Origin of the sequence: Acetobacter tropicalis (assembly GCF_030644465.1) — a bacterium.
Taxonomy (GTDB): Bacteria; Pseudomonadota; Alphaproteobacteria; order Acetobacterales; family Acetobacteraceae; genus Acetobacter; species Acetobacter tropicalis.
The window spans coordinates 2,620,654-2,640,214 of sequence record NZ_JAUYUW010000001.1 but is presented as its reverse complement, the minus strand read 5'-3'; the positions used below and the strand labels follow the sequence as shown (position 1 = coordinate 2,640,214).

General features: G+C 56.4%; 17 protein-coding genes and 2 pseudogenes. 9 read left to right on the top strand and 10 right to left on the bottom strand.

Annotated features, from left to right (window positions below):
* The first annotated feature begins 272 nt into the window (after nt 1–272).
* Nucleotides 273–6,314: a DUF4011 domain-containing protein gene (locus tag QWU00_RS12030; RefSeq protein WP_035381570.1), complete on the top strand. Its 6,042-nt coding sequence runs from the start codon at nt 273–275 to the stop codon at nt 6,312–6,314.
* 14 nt (nt 6,315–6,328) lie between these two features.
* On the opposite strand, the gene QWU00_RS12025 is transcribed toward QWU00_RS12030, so the two are convergent.
* The 7 genes and pseudogenes from QWU00_RS12025 to QWU00_RS12005 all read right to left on the bottom strand — a co-directional run bounded on the left by QWU00_RS12025 (nt 6,329) and on the right by QWU00_RS12005 (nt 9,397).
* On the bottom strand, nt 6,329–6,694 hold the full coding sequence (locus QWU00_RS12025; RefSeq protein ID WP_262411391.1) for a PIN domain-containing protein: 366 nt from the start codon (nt 6,692–6,694) through the stop codon (nt 6,329–6,331).
* Nucleotides 6,695–6,723: 29 nt separating this feature from the next.
* Nucleotides 6,724–6,888, bottom strand: coding sequence for a transposase domain-containing protein (locus QWU00_RS16925; RefSeq protein ID WP_408735011.1), 165 nt, complete (start codon nt 6,886–6,888; stop codon nt 6,724–6,726).
* A gap of 72 nt (nt 6,889–6,960) precedes the next feature.
* Nucleotides 6,961–7,913: pseudogene (gene tnpC, locus QWU00_RS12020) on the bottom strand (IS66 family transposase); the annotation flags it as partial.
* Nucleotides 7,846–8,139 carry an IS66 family transposase gene (locus tag QWU00_RS16920; protein ID WP_408735010.1) on the bottom strand — a complete coding sequence of 98 codons (294 nt, stop codon included), beginning with the start codon at nt 8,137–8,139 and terminating at the stop codon, nt 7,846–7,848. The gene QWU00_RS16920 and the pseudogene tnpC, both read right to left, overlap by 68 nt.
* A 128-nt stretch (nt 8,140–8,267) precedes the next feature.
* The gene (gene tnpB, locus QWU00_RS12015; RefSeq protein ID WP_052051474.1) at nt 8,268–8,573 is read right to left on the bottom strand and encodes an IS66 family insertion sequence element accessory protein TnpB; all 306 of its coding nucleotides are present in this window, start codon (nt 8,571–8,573) and stop codon (nt 8,268–8,270) included.
* 212 nt (nt 8,574–8,785) lie between these two features.
* Nucleotides 8,786–9,022 carry a transposase gene (locus QWU00_RS12010; RefSeq protein WP_231551840.1) on the bottom strand — a complete coding sequence of 79 codons (237 nt, stop codon included), beginning with the start codon at nt 9,020–9,022 and terminating at the stop codon, nt 8,786–8,788.
* 132 nt (nt 9,023–9,154) lie between these two features.
* The gene (locus QWU00_RS12005) at nt 9,155–9,397 is read right to left on the bottom strand and encodes a type II toxin-antitoxin system Phd/YefM family antitoxin (RefSeq protein ID WP_035381568.1); all 243 of its coding nucleotides are present in this window, start codon (nt 9,395–9,397) and stop codon (nt 9,155–9,157) included.
* A 473-nt stretch (nt 9,398–9,870) separates the two neighbouring features.
* Between QWU00_RS12005 and QWU00_RS16875 the strand changes: the two are divergent.
* Nucleotides 9,871–10,044, top strand: a pseudogene (locus QWU00_RS16875) (DUF6538 domain-containing protein); the annotation flags it as partial.
* On the top strand, nt 10,045–11,412 hold the full coding sequence (locus QWU00_RS12000) for a site-specific integrase (protein ID WP_035381566.1): 1,368 nt from the start codon (nt 10,045–10,047) through the stop codon (nt 11,410–11,412). It abuts the pseudogene before it with no gap.
* An 81-nt stretch (nt 11,413–11,493) separates the two neighbouring features.
* Here the strand turns inward: QWU00_RS12000 and QWU00_RS11995 are convergent, their stop codons facing one another.
* Nucleotides 11,494–11,946 carry a hypothetical protein gene (locus QWU00_RS11995; RefSeq protein WP_222941944.1) on the bottom strand — a complete coding sequence of 151 codons (453 nt, stop codon included), beginning with the start codon at nt 11,944–11,946 and terminating at the stop codon, nt 11,494–11,496.
* 351 nt (nt 11,947–12,297) lie between these two features.
* On the opposite strand from QWU00_RS11995, the gene QWU00_RS11990 reads away from it, so the two are divergent.
* Complete coding sequence (locus QWU00_RS11990; protein WP_150395517.1) at nt 12,298–12,666, top strand: hypothetical protein; 369 nt, start codon at nt 12,298–12,300, stop codon at nt 12,664–12,666.
* A gap of 543 nt (nt 12,667–13,209) precedes the next feature.
* On the opposite strand, the gene QWU00_RS11985 is transcribed toward QWU00_RS11990, so the two are convergent.
* The gene (locus QWU00_RS11985; RefSeq protein WP_035381563.1) at nt 13,210–14,016 is read right to left on the bottom strand and encodes a hypothetical protein; all 807 of its coding nucleotides are present in this window, start codon (nt 14,014–14,016) and stop codon (nt 13,210–13,212) included.
* A gap of 138 nt (nt 14,017–14,154) precedes the next feature.
* Between QWU00_RS11985 and QWU00_RS11980 the strand changes: the two genes are divergently transcribed.
* Together QWU00_RS11980 and QWU00_RS11975 are read left to right on the top strand one after the other, a co-directional pair.
* Complete coding sequence (locus QWU00_RS11980) at nt 14,155–14,733, top strand: recombinase family protein (RefSeq protein ID WP_035381561.1); 579 nt, start codon at nt 14,155–14,157, stop codon at nt 14,731–14,733.
* Nucleotides 14,730–14,987 carry a hypothetical protein gene (locus QWU00_RS11975; protein WP_035381559.1) on the top strand — a complete coding sequence of 86 codons (258 nt, stop codon included), beginning with the start codon at nt 14,730–14,732 and terminating at the stop codon, nt 14,985–14,987. The genes QWU00_RS11980 and QWU00_RS11975 overlap by 4 nt, the downstream gene beginning before the upstream one ends.
* Before the next feature lie 692 nt (nt 14,988–15,679).
* On the opposite strand, the gene QWU00_RS11970 is transcribed toward QWU00_RS11975, so the two are convergent.
* Nucleotides 15,680–16,471 (bottom strand): hypothetical protein, encoded by a 792-nt coding sequence (locus tag QWU00_RS11970; protein ID WP_035381557.1) that lies wholly within the window; start codon nt 16,469–16,471, stop codon nt 15,680–15,682.
* Between the two features lie 103 nt (nt 16,472–16,574).
* On the opposite strand from QWU00_RS11970, the gene QWU00_RS11965 reads away from it, so the two are divergent.
* From QWU00_RS11965 to QWU00_RS11955, 3 genes are all read left to right on the top strand, one after another.
* Complete coding sequence (locus tag QWU00_RS11965; protein ID WP_035381555.1) at nt 16,575–17,195, top strand: hypothetical protein; 621 nt, start codon at nt 16,575–16,577, stop codon at nt 17,193–17,195.
* Between the two features lie 67 nt (nt 17,196–17,262).
* On the top strand, nt 17,263–17,733 hold the full coding sequence (locus QWU00_RS11960; protein ID WP_150395518.1) for a MobC family plasmid mobilization relaxosome protein: 471 nt from the start codon (nt 17,263–17,265) through the stop codon (nt 17,731–17,733).
* Nucleotides 17,730–19,556 (top strand): hypothetical protein, encoded by a 1,827-nt coding sequence (locus QWU00_RS11955; RefSeq protein ID WP_035381553.1) that lies wholly within the window; start codon nt 17,730–17,732, stop codon nt 19,554–19,556. The genes QWU00_RS11960 and QWU00_RS11955 overlap by 4 nt, the downstream gene beginning before the upstream one ends.
* Nucleotides 19,557–19,561: the final 5 nt, after the last annotated feature.

Genomic DNA, 19,561 nt, shown 5'->3' with positions numbered 1-19,561 from the left:
TGAAATCCTCGCTCTGCTCAAATCGCAGAGCGAAAATCATTATCCAGAAACCTCAATACCAGCCTGCCGCCCCCCAAAATCAGGCAGAAAAGTCTTCAACTCACGGTTCTTCGGACCCTCCATCTTGCGCGGCCAAATATGTGCCGTCGCACAGATGGTCCTGTCGATCGCCTGAAGATCACTTGAAAATTACACTCTGATCCCCGACAGTCTTCTGTGACGAAGTATAGATCTTTCTTACGGTTGCGCTCTGCGAGATCCTAGGCGCATACATGAGATTATCGAGAGTTGTGGAGATTTCAGTGACAGCCGACCATGAACAGACTGCTGACGATGTTGAAATCACCACAGAGGAAAAAAAGCCCGAACTTCGGATCGTCTTACAGGAAACAGTCAATGCCAGCCTGTGGGAAAACAGCGTCCCGATCCTTGAAGAACTGGAATTCGACAACAGAAGCGAAAATACATATCCGGTTGTTGAAATAACCATTACCAGCGAGCCGCATTTTCTGACGCCTCGGTCGTGGATGCTCCAGCAGATCGGCCCCGATGAACTTCGGATTCTGAACGATCGTGACCTGACACTGGACGGCCCATTGCTCTCTGCCCAGACCGAAGCGTCAAGGGCTGTAGTGACCATTATCGCCCGTGCGGGAGAACAGGAACTTGCGAGGGTAACACGCGATGTCCGGATGCTTGCCCGCAACGAATGGGGGGGCCTGTCCGGTATCCCCGACATCCTCGCCGCCTTTGTACTTCCCAATGACCCCGCTATTGCCCGTATCCTGCGCAATGCATCCGAGATCCTCCGGCAAGCGGGGCGATCCCCTTCCTTGGAAGGCTATCAGGGGGACAAAGTGCGCGTATGGGCGCAGGCTCAGGCGCTGTGGTGCGCCATCTGCGCACTGGATATTACCTACATCAATCCGCCCGCGTCTTTCGTTGAAAACGGCCAGCGTATCCGTCTTCCAACACAGGTTGTCGAGGAACGTCTGGCGACCTGTCTCGATACGACCGTTCTGTTTGCCGCATGTCTCGAAGCCATTGGTCTGCGTCCCCTGATCGTCCTGACGCGCGGGCACGCCTTCGCGGGCCTGTGGCTGGCCCAGCAGGATGCGGGTTCTTCGGTGGTCCAGGATCTGCCTGGTATTCGCAACCGCCTGAAGCTCGACGATTTGCGTGTCTTTGAAACAACTTTGGTGACGGCTGCCCGCAAACCCAGCTTCACCGCGGCATGCGAGCGGGGCGAGGCCCATCTGCGCGACATAGACGATGACGATCCGGAGGCATTCCGCGAAGTTATCGATGTTCACCGGGCACGCCTGCGCCGTATTCGTCCCCTCTCCACCTCTGCTGCCATGCCGGCTGACGACGCGGCAGAAACCGCCCTTGATGAGTCAGCGGGACAACCGGCATTCGAGGCTCCTCCCCCGTTACGTGAGGACCGCGAGGAAGAGCGCCTGCCGGATCGTCCGGCAGATCGTGTGCAGAGATGGTGTAATCGCCTGCTCGACATGTCCGCGCGCAACCGGCTGCTGAATCTGCCCAAATCAGATCGTCAATTGATTGAACTCGACTGTCCTGATCCCGCAGCATTGGAAGACATGGTGGCGGAGATGCGCTCCGGCGGGAGCGCCAAACCGCTTCGTTTTATTTCAGCGCCCAGGCTCATGGACGACGATGATCCCAGAAACAAGGCTCTCCATCAGGGACGGCATCACGAAGATGCCTCCAGAGCATATGCCCTGGAGGCTCTCAAGCGGCGCGAGATCGTCGTTCAGCGGAAAGAGGATCAGCTTCAGACCGCACTGACCGAAATTTATCGTCATGCCAGAAGTTCCGAACAGGAAGGCGGCACGAACGTACTTTTCCTGACCATCGGGGCGCTGGCCTGGACATCTCAGGATAAATCCAGGCCCTATCTCGCGCCTCTCATTCTCGTTCCGGTCATTCTGGAAAGAGCCAGCATCAAGTCACCCTTCACATTACGGGCGCACGGGGATGAAACCCGTATCAACACAACGCTGCTGGAAATGCTGCGTGCCGAATACGATATCCGGATTCCCCTGCTGGAAGGAGAGACGCTTCCGGAAGATGAATCCGGCCTTGATGTTCCAAAAATCATCGAAGCCTTCCGGTTGCACCTTCGACACATTCCGGGATGGGAAATTCGCGAGCATGTCAGTCTGACGACATTGAGCTTCGCGAAATTCCTAATGTGGAAGGATCTGCTGGAACGGAAAGAGCATCTTGCCACGAACGACGTCGCCAGCCGTCTGCTGAACGGGGTCAAAGACAGTGAGCAGGCAGGTTCTGCTCTGTCTGAAGGTTTTAATCCAGCTGGCGACCTCGACGACGCTCTCGCCAAAGCCGATCTCGTCTGCCCGATGGAGGCCGACTCATCTCAGCTCAAGGCCATCGCACGCGCGGCAGCGGGCGAAAACTTCGTCCTGATCGGGCCACCTGGCACAGGAAAAAGTCAGACCATCGGCAACATCATTGCCAATACGCTCGCGCAGGGTCGTACGGTCCTTTTCGTGGCTGAAAAACGGACGGCGCTTGAAGTGGTGCGTGCGCGTCTGGCCAAACTGGGCATTGCTGAATTCTGTCTGGATCTGTTCTCTCCCAAGGCGAACAAGATGGCGGTGCTGCAACAATTCCAGACAGCACAGGCTGCGCTGGAGGATTTCAAGCCTGAGGAATACTCTCGGACGAAGCAGACGCTGGATACCATTCGTACTGAACTGAACGCCTACGTCCACGATCTCCATACGCCCCGTCGCAATGGCTGGACACCCTATCGCGGAATTGGTGTCACTCTTCGCGCTCAGGAGGCATCCATCATCCGTATTCCTCTGGAATGGGCCAATGCGGATGTTCATTCAAAAGCCGATTACGACGCACTGGTACAGTCGGTTGAAGATCTGTCGACCCTCTATGCCCGTATCGGAGACGTTGTCGTCTCACCCAGACTGGCAGGTCTTGAGCAGACGGACTGGTCACCGCTGTGGGAAGGCAAACTGCTTGATGCCGTCAATGGAACGCTCTCCGCCCTCGGCGTACTGAGAGAGGCCGCCCAAAATGTCATCAGGGCGCTTTCCCTCCCCCAGAACAATCTCTCACTTCAGCGGCTTGAACAGATCAGAGCGCTTTGCTCCCATCTCCTGTCACCCCATGCAGTGGCATGGAGCTTTACAGAAAGTGCACGCGAAACCAGGGATGCCGTGTTGCTGGAACTGGAACCTGTTACACGGTGCCAAGCCCTGACAGCAGATCTTGATACCCGCTGGAAAGACAGCATACGCTCTCTTTCACTGGCTGAAACACTTGCGGAATGGCGTACCGCCAAGGGAAAATGGCTGCTTGCGCGTTCTATGGGACAGAAGGCTATCCGTAAGCGGCTTGAACCTCATGCCGTCTCCCTGCCTGAAGACTGCGAAAACGACCTTGAGGCTCTTGTCGAACGTGCGGCCCTTCTTGAAAAGCTCGCGAATGCGTCTCACAAGACAAGCATCGGTCCGATGTGGCGGGGTCTGGAGACTGACTTCGACGCAATCAACGTCGCATTTGACTGGGGACAGGAAACACGCACCCGCCTTGCGGGTTGTACAGCCGAGACGGAAGAGCTGCTCACTGCCCGCACCCATCTCAGGACTCTGCTGGCAGAAGGACAGGATCTTCTGGCACCTGGCGGAACAATCCACGCATCCCTGAACCGTTATCTCGCAGCATTTACCGACCTTGATGCCGCCCTGAAAACGCTGGGGAACTGTAGCGCCAGCGACGTCACCCGGCTGGCTCCTCCCGAAAATCCCGGTTGGCTCAAACAAACCACGGACAGGCTGAGGGACTGGAAAGAGGCCACTCGCGAACTGCGCGACTGGTGCTCATGGCGCCGCACCTGCCATCAAGCGGCGCAACTCGGTCTGACACCCATGATCGACGCCATCGAACACGGGTTAGTCGCGCAGGATGACGTGCTGGCCGTTTTCGAAGCAAATTATGCGCGCTGGTGGACCATGCACGCCGTCAGTGATTCTGCTCTGTTGAGTAGTTTCGTGGCTGCAACCCATGAAGGGCGCATCATCAGGTTCCGCGAACTGGACGAGAAGCTGAAAACCCTGGCCATTCGTCTGATCCGTACACGCCTTGCCGGACGTATTCCCGGCGAGGCCGCACGACAGCACGATCCGGAATACAAAGTTCTGACGCGCGAGATCGCAAAGAAATCCCGTCATCTTCCGGTCCGTCAACTGGCGGAAAAGATGCCAAGAGCTCTTCGGACCCTTACGCCATGTCTCATGATGAGTCCGTTGTCGGTCGCTCAGTATCTGCCCGCCGACGCAGATCCGTTCGATCTTGTCATCTTTGACGAAGCGTCCCAGATCGCGACGTGGGACGCGATTGGCGCCATCGGTCGTGGCAAACAGGTCATCGTGGTTGGCGATCCCAAACAGTTGCCACCCACGGATTTCTTTACAGCGGGTCGCGCGGCAGCAGATGCTGATCCATCCGATGAGATGACCGATCTTGACTCGATCCTCGACGAATGCCTCGGGGCGGGTATCCCGGCCATCAGTCTCGAATGGCATTATCGCAGTCGTCATGAAAGTCTGATCGCTTTTTCGAATCAGGCCTACTACGGCGGCGATCTGGTCACCTTTCCGTCGCCGGTCACGGCGGATCAAGCCGTCTCTTTCCGCTTTGTCCCGAAAGGGATTTATGAACCCGGAAAGAATGGATCGCATACCAATCCTACAGAGGCGCGGATGGTGGTTGCCGAAGCTGTCCGGATCATGCGCGATGGTACCGATCGCTCGGTCGGTATCGTCACTTTCAACGCAGAGCAGCAGAAACTGATTGTCGACCTTCTTGATGCCGAAGTCCGCAAAGACCCTGCGCTTGAAAGATTCACGGGAGAACAGGCTCATGAGGCAGTGCTTGTGAAAAATCTGGAAAACGTGCAGGGCGAAGAGCGTGATATCATGCTTTTCTCGCTCACTTACGGGCCTGACATCGCAGGCAAAATCTCCATGAATTTTGGCCCTTTGAACCGCGATGGCGGGGAGCGTCGTCTTAATGTTGCAATCACCCGTGCTCGTGAACAGTTAATCGTGTTTGGGTCGCTGCGGGGGGATCAGATTGCGATAGAACGGACACGCGCGGCAGGTGTTCGGGATCTGCGCCGCTTCCTGCTATTCGCAGAACGGGGTCCAATGGCTCTGGTCGGCGCGCATGCAGGGTCTGTCGGAGGATATGACAGTCTCTTCGAAGTCGAAGTTGCGACAATGCTTCAGGCAAAAGGCTGGGAGGTCACGACACAGGTCGGTGTTTCAGGATTCCGCGTGGATCTTGGCGTCATTGATCCTGATTTACCCAGCACATTCCTCGCAGGCATCGAATGCGATGGCGCCACATATCACCGGAGTGCCACGGCACGTGATCGCGACCGCCTAAGACAGGCCGTTCTTGAAAATCTCGGCTGGAATATTCTGCGCATCTGGTCCACGGACTGGTGGACGAACGCCCCTCGCGAGGTTGAACGAGTCAACATCGCCCTGCAAGGCTTTCTGGAGATTGCCCGTCAGAAGCGCGCTGATCAGGCAAAGCAGGATGCGGCAAAAGCTGAAGCACTGTTGAACACGGGTCCGGATGAGCACGAAGAAGACCCCGCTGCTTCGGCCGAAACCCCGGAATGTGAAGTAGTCACCGCTCAACCCGCCATAGAACCTTCACCTGAAGAGATCGAGCATTTGGAGCCTCTTTACGCAAAGGCACCCAAACATACTCCATCTGATGATGTAACCAGTTCGGATATCGAGGCTGATCCATCCAGATTTACGCAGGACGATTATTTGCCAACGTTGACTCACCTTACCATTCGTACAATCGATCAGGCGAAGGTCATGCGGGAAGACGTTCTCATTCAGACTCTGTCACGGGCACACGGCTTCAGTCGCGTCGGTCGTGAGATTCGTGAACGCGTCCAGCGTGCCATTCCCTCATCAACGACGCGCACCGAGGAAGATGTTGGCACTTTTCTATGGTCGGACCGACAGCCTGTCGTTCCACGACTGTCCCTTGCATCATTAACAGCTGAGAAACCCTTGGACCCGGCGCTGGTCCCTCTTGCGGCCCTCGTAGACCTCGCCTGCCGCGCCATCGCTATCGACTGCCCGGATGACGACGCTATAGCAAGAATGCGCGATGCCTGCGGTATGAGCCGTATGGGACAGGCAACGCGCGCTCGCTTCGCCACGGCTCTGAATGAAGCGCGCCGTATGAAAGATGCGCCCGATACGCCTCATCTATAGGAATGCACTGCCTGCTAACCTTGAGTTGGCAGGCTTTCAAAGGGATCAAGGGCTGTAACACCCGTTCCCTGGAAATATCGCAGATTGCGAGTCAGCATGACATAGCCCCTCACTATCGCTGTTGCCGCGATCGACAGGTCGGCCATTTCGGGCATGCGGCCTGCCTGACGTACCGCCTGTGTCATACGCCCCAGTTCGCGTGCCAGCTGAATATCCAGCGGCAGCACTCGGTGCTGATAGAGATGGAGAAGCGTCTCAAGCCATTCGTAAAGTCGTTGTGCCTTCTTCAGACTGCCATTGTCCTTTAATTTGGCAATACCAGCCTCAATCTCTGCAATTGTAATGACAGAGATGAACAGCTTATCACTGTTCCTGTCCAGTAAGCATCTGGAGAGAACCGCGGGCGTAATCAGGCTTCGATGGTATTATTGCTCTGGTGAAGGGTTTTCCAGTGCCATGGCAGGAGTTCATGGAGGCGTGGATTTGGCATATCGTTGATAAGGACGAGGACATCTGCGAGCCATGCTTTGGGATCGACAAGATTCAGACGGGCGGTGACGATCAGGGAATACATGGCGGCAGCGCGTTCTCCGCCCCGGTCTGACCTGGCGAATAACCAGGCTTTTCTGCCGAGGGCTATCCCACGGAGCGCACGCTCTGCGGCGTTATTTGTGAGACAGATGCGCCCATCATGTAGAAACCGTGTGAACATATCGGGTCGTCTGAGAAAATAGCTCATGGCCTGTGCAATGGGATTTTTTGACGACATGCGTTGGCACGTGTCACGCATCCACATGAACAGGTCCTCTACCATGGGAGCACTGCTTTCCTGACGGACTGCGAACCGATGTTGGGCAGGTGCGCCGTTTATCACACGTTCAGCCTCGAAGATGGCGTCGATCTGGCGCACGGCCTCTATGGCAAGGGGGGCTTTGTCCTTTTCTGCAATTTTGAACAGCACCCTGCAGACACGACAGGTGCAGGCTGACGGCCCGGTTTTGCCAGAGCGTTATATCCGGCATAGGCATCGGATTGCACGATCCCCGTCCAGCCCGAAAGATGATCGACAGGATGTTCGCCCTTGCGGTCCCGTGAATAACGGAACCATACGGCTGGCGGCGCTGTGCCTCCAAAGGAGTGATTGTCCCGCACATAATTCCACAATCGACCGGTGACTGTCCGGCCCTTCGCCAGCACGGGCACGGTGGTGTCATCCGCATGCAGACGACCAGCTGCCAGCACATGTACCCGGATCAGCAGCAGATGCTGGAGATACTTGTCGCACAGAATGCCCGCCAGCAGTTTTGGCCCTGCACGCCTCCGTGAGATCGGGTAGAAAGGCACTGGTGGCTGGGTGATGCTCTCGCAGTCCCGACAGGTGAACTTCTCCCGCACCGCCTGGATGACCTTGAACTGGCGTGGGATCACTTCCAGCGTCTCAGTGATGCTTTCACCCAGTTTACTCAGGCGCGTCTCGCCACAGCATGGACACTGTGTTGGCGCAGGAAGAACCACCCGTTCACGTGGCAGATCAGCGGGTAAGGGGTGCCCCCCAGTTATTTCGCGGTGCTGTTGCACCGACAGTGGGGTCCGCCGCATTTTCGGACGCGCCTTCGGCTTGCGTTGTTTCCAGCTCCTCCAGCAGGCGCCGCCCCCGTTCCGATGACGCCCCGAAGCGGTCCTGACGCATCCGTGCAACAAGATGTTTAAGATGGGCAATCTGCGCTTCGGCGCTGACTGTTCGGGCTTCAGCGTCTGTGGCCCGGGTTTCGGCAGCACGGGCACGCGCCTCGACAGCGGTAAGTGCCGCACGTAAGGCCGTCATGTCATCCATGCTTCCCGTCATGAAAAACAGTTCAGCACAAAACCGTTAAAAAGGGTACAGGACTATGGCTCACGATCCCCTTTTTGTTATCCCACCAGTTCAGGTCACCATGTTTTCGGCGGATTGCGCTAGTCGATCCCTTCGAGCAGACAACTTAATTGTGACGCACTCAGATGGATGGCCACCTCCTTTGCCGAGGGCCAGATAAAATAGCCACGTTCAATCCGTTTCGCATAGAGAGACACTCCAACCCCGTCCTGCCAGATCAGTTTCACCAGATCGCCGCGTCGGCCCCGGAAGACAAAAACATCACCAACATAGGGGTCTTTCCCCAGAAACTGTTGAACCCTCAGCGCCAGACCGGGCATGCCAAGGCGCATGTCTGTCGCACCTGCCGCCAGCCATATCTTCAGGCCAGAGGGAAGAGGGATCATGAGCGTAAAACCTGAAGGAGTTTACGGAGATCTTCAATCGCGATCCGGCTGTCAACCATCATCTTCTCGCCACCAGGAAAAAGAATGCTGGCTTCATGTCCACTCCCGCAGGACTGGTCTCCTCCCAGCCCTTCAACTGGGGATGTCACGTGAACCGGCACAAAAGAAAGCTGCTCTTTAGCAGACGGGTTTACGAAATCCAGTCTCTGACGTCATCGGTAAACGACGCTGACGTGGACACCAAACTGGCGCGCAACAGCACGGACTGACTGACCAGTTTCATAAGAAGGCAGCACAACCCGACGCCTGAACGTGTCATCATAAGCCCGGCGCCGTTCGCCAACAATTTCAATAACCGGATGAAGGGCTCGCGATGCTTTCGCAGCGAATGTCGCTGCGACACAAGCGTCATTCTGTTCTGATCGCTCTCTGTCATGAACAGAGCACATCACCACACCATAAACTCAACAAGGCGTCTCACACCGGAAGCTTACCCTGTCCATCCATTCAACGAGACCTGTCTCTATCCGAGCCTTGGTTGGTGCGGCCGCGGAGAGGACGTTTATATCGACGAGATACACTCAGAATTCCACTTCCCGGAGACCACTCTCAACTCTTTCCGGGAGATCAGCTTCATCCAGGGGAGCACTCATCAGCAAACGACCAAATGATGGCACGCGGGAAAGCCTTTCCCACTCCGCATAACTCAGGATAACAGCTGTTGGTTTATCGTGCTGCGTAATGATGGCCGGCTCACCCGCGCAGGCGTGATCGACAACCGCAGACAGGGTCGCCTTGGCATCACGTAGCTGAATTTCGTGCATGATCGCCTCCATTGAAACCACTGTAGTCATAACCTCGTTGCAAGAGAATGCTACTGATCCGAGACCACCCGCAATTCCAATCCATTCATTCAGAAAGCATCCCGGAAGTGTGATTCCTCAAGGAACACAGCATCACGATAAACGCTCTCACCCCCTCAAATGAGGCAGCATCAATTCACAGGATATAAGTTAGAAAACCAAAGAGAGCGGTAACCACTTGGGCCCAATATGGGCCCACCCTGATGTGATATCCAGTTGTACCCAGTGATAGTAAGTGATATTAAACAACATGTTATCAGCAATTTAAACAGATAAGCCCAGCCATTTAGCCACTACTTATCGCCCTTTCACGGCGGCAACACGGGTTCGAATCCCGTACGGGACACCAGAACCTATAAGTGCTTGATTTTGCTAGGCTTTTCTTTTGACTTCCCGCTCCTGTTGCACACGCATGTGGCACATACGGGAAGACAATGGCAGCACCATACATGCAGCGTCGTCGGGCTGGCTGGTATCTCAAGATACGGGTTCCGGCAGACCTAAGACCCATCTTCGGACAACATCTTGTCCGCTCTCTTCGCACATCGGATAAACGGACTGCCCGCACAGTAGTGACGGGCCTGGTGTCTCGATTAGATGGCTGTTGGATGGACGTACGAAACCGGGTTTCAGAGCACCTTGCTCGATACCGAAACCAAGAAATCACCAAAGACGAATTAAAGACCGCTCTCATTGAAGACGTTGAGAGCCTGCCACCGGATGTCGTCGATGCAGTCATGGCCGACCTGAACGCGGCGCTTATGGAATCCATGCAAGAGGTCAACGCTATGTTGTCCCGGCACTCGGCCAGTGTCAGCGTTCTCGCAGATATGCGCCAGTTTGCTCATGACGCCGAGATGCGCGGCATGGAGCGAGCAATGCGGGCCTTCCAGCAATCTGCCCCTACCGTCCTGGCAGCCCCTGCCCCCGTTATGCATGAGACACCTGCATTATCTGGAAAGTCATGGACCGAGCTACTTCCCGAGTTCTTCAAAGACAGGCCGGGCCTTAGCCCAAAATCCGTCAAATCATACGAGAAGACGCTTGAGCAGTTCCATGGGGTCGCCAAGGGCAAAACTCCGGCTGGTTTGGAACAATCGGACCTGAAAGCATTTGCGGACTATCTGCGAGACAAGCCAAGCGCCAGAGGTGGCAACTTGGACCGGAAGACCATCGGACGGCAGCTCGGTGAGGTTAAAAAGTTTCTGGAATGGTGCGTGTCTAACGGCCACGTCCATGACCGAGGCTTCGAGAAAATCATGCCTAGGGAGAAGACTGCCGAGGAGAAGATGCGACGCAAAGAAGACGTGCGCCGTCCCTTTACCGAAGCGGAGCTTCAACGCCTTTTCGATAGCCCTCTCTTCACTGGTTATAAGAGCCGCGTCTATTGGAAGAAGCCTGGCAGATGCCATGACCGGACGGGAGACTTCTGGTTTATCGCCATCGCAGCAATGACCGGGGCAAGACCAGCAGAGCTTGCAGCAGCCCCGGCCCGGCTTCACGACCTCAACGGAATCCCATGCCTCGACTTGCGAGAAGCCGGGCGGAAGACCCACAATTCCCCGCGCCTCATTCCCGTGATTCCATGCCTTCGGAAAATTGGCTTCATTGAATACGCAGAGGCACAGGCCCGAGCCGGTCGTCTACTGATGGACGATGGCAAGCGCACAAAAAAGAGACCAGACAGCCCGCGAACATCTGACGCGTGGGGAAAGCGATTGGGACACTATTTCGATGCCATCGGCTTCGGTGATAACCCTGAGCTTGTTCTGTATTCCCTACGCCATGCTTTCCGTCAGATGCTCCGGGCGTCAGGCATCAATGAAGAAATCGTAAACAAAGTGTTCGGTCATGAGACCGGTAAAGCTGGCGAGTGGTATGGGCGCACCCTAGCAATCGGGGAGGCTCAGCAGGTTGTCGAGCACGTCCGGTTCCCTGTCCATTTAGACCATCTTCTGATGCCTGCCCGTCGATGAACACACATGGACAAATTGTAATGCGGAGCTCGTCCGTGACAGTTGAAATCGGAGATTCAGCGATGTCACAATTCAAAGAATTTACCCGCTGCCCCGGTAGGTCTTGCAGGACCAGTGACCAGTGCGAGCGGGTATTGACGACGATGGAAGCATTATAGCCAAGCCAGCCGAGGCCATCAATTCTTTCTCGTTGTCAGTTCTGATGACGAGGATTTTTTTGTGGCAACGCGGCGGACAGATAGACCCATACAGCTTCTCACCGCTATCAGCCGGGGATGCGGCCTGACGTCCGACGATTTCGACAGCTATGCCGCCAGCCGCGAGGCAATCATCTCGCAGACCGAAAGGATAGCCGCCACTCTGGAAGAGGCTGGCATCCAGGCACGGGACCAGGGCCGGGATATCACTCTTGTAGGTGAGCTGACGGGAGAGTGTGAGAGAATCATCGGTTTCCGTCGCCTGCACCTTCTGCCTGAGTTTGCCCAGAGGCACCGACACCGCATGATTAGGCAGCTCTCCTTTTTCCTTGAGCACTGCGTCAACCGGGGCCGGACTTGCCGGTATGCCGTCGCCACCTCTGGCCAGCGGGTGCCGTGGGGCGCAGACCTGAAAGGTCGGAGGGCGGAGTTCCTGAACCGCATCAACCGCTGGAGCTCAGAGGCCAGGCGGAGATACGGCATCGAAGTTCTGTATCGCGGCGATAACGATACTTTCTGCCGGGCCGAGGGAACAACGGCAGACGGAGTGAATCTCCACGCCGACCTAGTTTATCGTCCGACGCGCCGCCTGAGTCCTGAGGACTGGGAAAGATTCCTGAGATGGAGCCGGGGCCGTCTCGGTGGGGCTCATTGGCGTGATTGCGGAGCCCTACGGAGCGCGGCAGCAGTGGTCAGGTACGTCCTCAAGCTCTCCTGGGGCCGCGAAGGTCTGACCGCAGATGACCGGGCTGATGGTCTGGTCGGCATTGACGAGCTGACACCTGATGAACTCGCCTGGTACTATCACGCCACCCTAGGCGTCACCCGTGTGAAGCCGCTCCGCTCATTCCAGGTTTTCTGCAAATCGCTGAACGACAACAGGGAAGAAATCCGCTGGGTGCCCAGGCGCGACGGCAAACGTGAGCTCAGGAGAGTGCAGCGCCCACGCCTGGAACCGCGCCCGCCAACCACCGACAGGCACACCCACGGTTTTCGAGTGTATGTGAACCGTGTTCTATCGTGCTCGGCTTTACTGGAACGCCCACAACCGAAATAGGCCATTCCGGTCTCGACATGATTATGAACAGGTGCAACCAGGCTGCCAGATGGGCCGAGCGGAACACTCAGCGTCTCCAGGAGGCCGCCCGCCTTACGGTTCAACTGTAAGACATCAGATAGTTCAACCCAGATTCCATCATGTCAGTCATCATCTAAGAGTGAAGACCTGAATCCCCAGCCTTCAGCTTCATCCCCGCCTTCCAGCCAACCTCCCCACACCGTCACGGAAGCCATCCAGCATGAAGACCAGACTCAGGATGCCTACCAGCCCACCCAGGAGGACTTCGAGCAGCTCTCAGTGTTCTACCGTGACCTAAATCCACGACTTACTGATGCTCAGGTCAGGGCGTCGGTGATGGCCTGCGCTCAGTTCTGGGAAGGCCCAATTGGCCCAGTGGTCGAGAAGATGAGGGCCAGGCTCGACAAGACCCAGAAGACAAATGTGTCACCTCGCCCAAAAAGACTTCGTTTTTTCGACCCAGTAAACGACAATGCTTTCTCGAGTTTTTACCATATATTTGTAGCGTAATTATTATATTTCTTAGCCAAGAAGCGGCTTAGCTACATCATAAATTATCTTTCCAGCAACAACCATTTTTCCCCCACGCTCCGCCACTTCGCTAGTTTTCTTAAAACACTCAAAAAGTTTTCCTCTCATATCTGCAGCAGCCTCTCGGCTACTATCAATAGGACACAGTTTTTCCATTTGGTTGGCGGTTAAGGTAGCTTGTCCAAGAGCGTCTGAAGCTTGTTGCAAAGTTTCAAATTCAGGGTGCTTAAGGCGCCAAATTAAGACATCTAGCTTCCGCTTCAAAATAATTTTCAATCTCAAAGGAAAATCGTTTTGATTCAGAAGGGTTTTTACCTCTTCCAATACTCCGAGTATTTCTGAAACATCTTGTTCCGAAAGTACATTTTCAGAAAAATGTGGCCTTAGAGCATCCCCCAAAAACCCTAGACTTCCACAATTTTCGACAGAACAATTAGAAGTCATAGACCAGGCATTATTGTTGATGTTCGCAAGAGTAACAGCAGGTATAAACAATGATACCACACTTCTTGCTCGCACCTTTCGTGCCTCACTAAGATTATCTAAAGATGATATTTGTAAATTAACCTCTTCTAATATCTCAGATATTTCTCCAATCCTTGCGAACAATGCAGATTGCCCAATAAGGCCTGCCTCAAAAGTTTTTTCCCAGGCCATTAAAATAGTTATATTAGTATTTGACGCATTCGGCAAAAAATTCCTGAACGACATGAAAACAGTTTCTAAAATATCTGGAGAAGTTTTTGCTTCGCTTCCATTCATCGATTTATCCACACCAACATGAAAAAATGAAATCATACTAGATTTTTTTTGACATGCCATTACTCAGGATGCGCAAACCATTTCTTTTATGCACCCGCCCGACTCTATAATGATTCCAAGGGGTTTTGTGGTGTCAAAACCCTGGTTTCAAAAGTCGGCGGGAGGATTGTTGCTATGAGATACGGATATGCCAGGGTATCGACTACTGACCAGGATGTCGGCAGTCAGACGGCCAAGTTGTCAGATGCGGGGGTACTCCCGGAGCATATCTATGTTGATGTCGGCATCTCTGGTTCGAAGAAATCCCGCCCCGGCCTCGACAACCTTCTTTCCGTCCTCATGCCAGGCGATGAGGTAGTCGTGTTCCGGATGGATAGGTTGGGCAGGTCGCTCAAGAACATGATTGAGTTAGCCGACGACCTTCACGGGCAGGGCGTGACCATTGTGTCGGTTGGAGAGGGAATCCGCACAGACCAAGCTCTCGGGCGCATGATGATGCAACTATTCTCGCTGCTGGCGGAATGGGAGCGGACATACATCATTGAGCGCATTAATGCTGGAATCGCCAAAGCAAAGAAGTTTGGCACACGCTCGGGGCAGGCCATTGGAAGACCCAGGCGCACGGGTCGGGCTGTATCACTAGCTTTGAAGTTGATTGAAGAAGGTCACTCGCATAGGGATGCAGCCGGTATTGCCCGAGTATCGAAATCCTCTGTTGTGAGAGCTCTACAGCGTGAGCGGGCAGCAGCGTGACATTCAGGTTGGAAATCCCGGAGCAGCCGGACGGCTGCCATGTCATGGAGTACCGCAACACATTCGGGCAGTTCGACAGACGCACCTACGAACTGCCTGGCCATGACGACCTGCGCCACACCCTGCTCCGTGATTTCCATAATGGTGTGACGCTGGAGGTCATTGCCGCCAAGGCCAGTCAGGCCATCGGTCGCCAGTGCCGGGCTTACGTCAGTTATGGATTTCTATGCGTAGTCGCGGAGTACACAGAGTGACCGCGTTGCCCACGCTTGCCACACCTTTTCTCCAGGCTCCTCAGCTAGACCCTGGAGTCGCTCTCCGCCTGGGGAAAAGGTGCTCCGCTTCGCTACGGTCAGCCAGGCGGCTGACTGGAAATCATGGACAACGCTAGATTAGACCTCTCTGGATGGTCCAGGGCAAACAGAACATTTTGAGCCGCGCATATTGCCCAGCTATGCAAATCCGGCAGGCATTTACTGGGAATGCACCTTCCATGCGGAAGGAGCCCGCTGTGACCCGGGAATAGCCGGTCTGGGCCAGGAAGAAAGGCCGCCACGAGAATCGCCGGCCTGTCCGGAGCGTCAGGGGATTCAACCCGGCTGGGGCTCATCAGAATCCCCATTTCGCAGAATCCATCGGCGGTCTGAGATGAGAGCACACATGATATCTCTCCGGTCAGTTCTCTAAAATATCCGTGCGCCGCGTGGCACCAATCCGGGGGTGAGTTCGGAGGTATCTGCGCTCGATATTTTCGGCAAGATGGAGTGAATTTGAGTTCCGGCAGCGTGGATAATTCAGGATTCATGATGTCCCCCTCCTTGTGGGCCATCCATCTTCTCATCCGGATATGCAAACCAGCCCATCCGCTCGCCCTTATCGCCGCCGGTGCGGCTCAGGCTCGCCAGGGGCAGCAGGTCTCGGCTACGCCTCGCCAGCCGCAGTCAGGTCACATTCCCATCATCGCCAAGTCATCCAGCCCCATTCCTGCCGCATGCTCCCACACTTCGGCCACCACGTCAGCGGCCTTCGGGTCCGGCTGGTTCGGCTCCATCACCGCCTTCGGGCCGCCGGTCTTGCCGCCCGCTCCTTGGACAGCGGCAGCAATGGCGACCCTACGCCGCAGCAGAGCCAGACCAGCCAAGCCATCAATGCGAAGAAGGCCGCCATCTTGGCCGACCACAGGAGCAAGAGCGGCATGCAATTCCTTATCCGGCTTCAGCTCCGCCAAGCCTTCCGCCATCCGCAGCACCCCGGGCAAATCATCCAGGCGACGGGATGCCTGGATGACATCAGGACGAGCATCAAAGTCCCTGATTTTCTTGTCCTGCCGTCTCAGTGTCCGCTCCATCTTGGCAGCCTCGGCTTGGATGAAGTCTATCGTCCCACGGCCTTGCCATGTCTTCAGCGCCGCCGACGCTTCCTCGATAGCCACCGCTCTCCTCTTGGACGCCGCAGTCCACGCAAACCATCCTTTCGGCAGCCTCTCCGCACGGTCACGCGCTTCTCTCAGGTCAGCAGTGCGCTCCCGTAGCGCACACTGAAGGGCATCACGACCTGGCCTTGTATCGAACCTGTGCGGTCTCGCCGCCATCAACCGCCGGTCTGCTTCACCCATGGCCTGGAAGTCGCCCATCAGCCGCTCCATCAACACACGCCACAATTCCATCGTGACCGCTGCGAACGGAATCAGGTGCTCAAAGATGCCGTCAATGTGGGCGGCTGGTGACGGTTCTCTCATGTGGAAACGCTCCCGGAAACTGCGCGGTTTTCTCCCATTTTCTCACGCTCGTATGCAAACCGCCACAGGAAGATGAGAGGGCCACATTAAAGGGGGGTCCATCATGGCGGAAATCATTCAGGGGCGCAGGCTGGGAACGGGCGAGCGGGTGGAGTTCGAGTACGATGAGAGCGAAACTAACATCGTGAGGAAATCGGGTTCCTCATGTGAGAGCAATCTCACCACTCATGCCGTGCGTATATATCCGGATGTGCCGGTCATTATTGCACCGGCCAGGGCGCGCGTGGGTGGTGTGGTCGATGGACAGAAAATAGTCCTCTTCACTGACAGCTTGGGACGGCATCAACAGACGAATCTCTTTCATGAACTTTGGCATCACGCAGAGAAGCGGGCCATCTCTGCGGGCGACTTGGAGACTGTATATAAAGAAGTCGCCGGAGGTGATGACTGGGATTGCGATTATCTCAATGAACCCCGAGAGCGCGCGGCGCGGGCATTCGAGCACTATGCCGCAGCCAGGGCCAGCGGCCTTCAGCTCACGCCAGCACGCCGGGGCACAGCTCAACACGTTTTCGAGCGGCTGTATGAAGGTACTGAACACGCTGCCCATCTCAAGCGCCGCCGCAGGGAGAAGTGGGAGCCCGTCCTCTCCTGGGTCCGTCCGATTGCCGTGGTGGCCGCGCTGGCCGGGGTGTTCATCGGCATCCCTCACTTCCTTTTCTGACCTCTGAAATCGTCTCGTTTGCATCCGGTGGTGTCACTGTCTTCGACAGTAGCCAGCCGTGTTGTTTGTGGCCCTTCGGACCCCAACAACAAGCAGGCCAGGGGAAGGCTCCGCCCTCCCCGTGGACCCCACCCTTTCGCCGTCCCGCCCAGAGGGACTGGAGGCCGACATGCAGACTGACCGCATCCATTCTTTCAGAATCCGCGCCTCTCGCTCCGACCTTCTGGCCTGGGAGCGGGCGGCCCATGCGGCCGGGACCAATCGCACGTCGTGGCTCCGGTCCCTGGCAGCCGAGGCCGCAACGACAGGGCAGACACCTGGTGCCCTGGCCGACGACCTAACCAGATTGCGGCGTGAGCTCGCAGCCATAGGCAACAACGTGAATCAGATTGCCCATCACCTCAATTCCGGCGGCAATGCCAGCCCTCAGGCGGCTCTTGAGGCGATAGAGGCGGCGATGCTCGACGTGTCCGACTTCCTTAATGACGCCCGCGCCCCTCGCCGGAAAGGGGGCGGTCGCAGGAGGTCGGCAGGGTGATTCTGAAGACCAGCCGTATCAAGACCGCATCCGGCCCTCATGCCCTGACCCGGCACTTGTTCCACGGCAAAGGGAATGAGGAAATCGTGTGTATTCAGGGCAGCAAGGCCGCCCTAGCTATGATGGTGGACGACGCTAGGGCGGCAGGTCGGACATACGGAATCCGTCATCTTGTCATCAACCCCGAAGAGGTCACCAGCCGGGCCGAAGCCCTAGAAGTCCTTCGCTTCCACGGCAACGAGTTTGGATACGACCCAACGGATTGCACACTCATCGAGCACCGCAAGCCCCGTCAGGACGGCCAGGGTTTTGGGGTCCATTGGCACGCGGCAATTCCCGAGATGAAGCTAGATGGAGCCGTCTTGGATTCACGCTTCATGTTCAGGCGGAATGAGATGGTTGCCCGGCTGGCTGAAGCTCGGCTCGGCCACCGCCTCACACCTGGACGACACAACGCCTGGGCAGCGGCAGCGCTGGAACAAAGGGGCTTCCACGATGCCGCGCTGGCCGTCCGCCTGGGTCCAGCCGCCCCCTCATTCGGACCAGCCGCCCAGGCCGCACCGAGGGAATCATATAGCTCAGCGACACACCAGATACTGAAGAGAAACGGCCTGAGCACCCCCGCAATCAAAGCGGCCATATCGGCTGCCTGGGCGACACGCGAGGAAATCGGCCTGCCTTTCAAGAAGATGCTTCATCATACGGGCATCGACCTGGTGCCCGGGAAGCGTCCCGGGGCCTGGGTCGCCGCCGTAAATGGCGTGGAAATCACCGCGCTGCATCGGCTCCTGAAAGTGAAATCGTCAGAAGTGGAGAGCGAGATGGCGACACAAAGGAAAGCCCCGGCGTGGACCAGGGCGGCAGGCGGATATGGCGAGCTCAGCACGCAGAACCAGAAGCGTGCCCAGGGCAGCTTTCAGGCGTTTCAGCGTATCTATCACGCCCGTCATGGGACCGAGTACCCGTATGACCTGGAGAACTACGTTTCGTGGGCGCAGGAACAGGAAGCGCAGCGTCAGCAGTCCCTCTCTGAGCCCTCGGCATCCCGCAGGCCCAGAGCCTTCAATGATACCGACCCGTCAGCGCCACAGGAGACCCCATCACCAGCAGCGCAGGTCGTTCCATCACGACCGAAATCGCTGCCCTTGCCAGATGACAAAGATGCTCTCAAGCGCGTCATCGGTGAGAGTCCCTGGTCAGACGCCAATCGTGACCCTGCCCGCATCTCTGACGAGTACCGCAGGCGCGTGCAGGTGGTCCGCGAGAAAGCGGAAAAACGGCTGGGAACCACAGAAAAAACCATCGAGCGGACGGCCCCAAAAGATGAGATTGCCGAGGGTAAAGGCATCGAGAAACTTGCGGATATCGCCGCTGGTATTGCTCTCAAGCTCATCAACACAGTTCTGAAGGTGCTGGGAATCCCCGAGATACCGCATCCGAATTTCGGCGGCCCCCGTGTTGTCGGTCAGCTCCCTGGCAATCCCAAAGAGCACGAGCAGGCACATCAGGAAGCGGAGAAACTCAGGGAATATATCGCCAACCTTCCTGATGATGAGGCCGTCACACTCAAAAGCCAGCAGGTCGCCCAGGCCCGCCAGGTTGAACATGATGACTGGCTCGACAACACCGCGCCCGCCCGTCTCAAGCTCTCCGGCATCGAAGCCAAGGAGGAGGCCGAACGCGAGGAACAGGAACGCCGTGCCCGTGTAGAGGAAGCCCGCCAAGCCCAGGCGGTGGCGGCTCGTGAGCGTGTGGAGATTGACGCGCCTGAGCTTGGCCCAGAGGTCCGTCTGGATGAGGAAATCGAGCGCCTGAAGTTCTGAGAGTT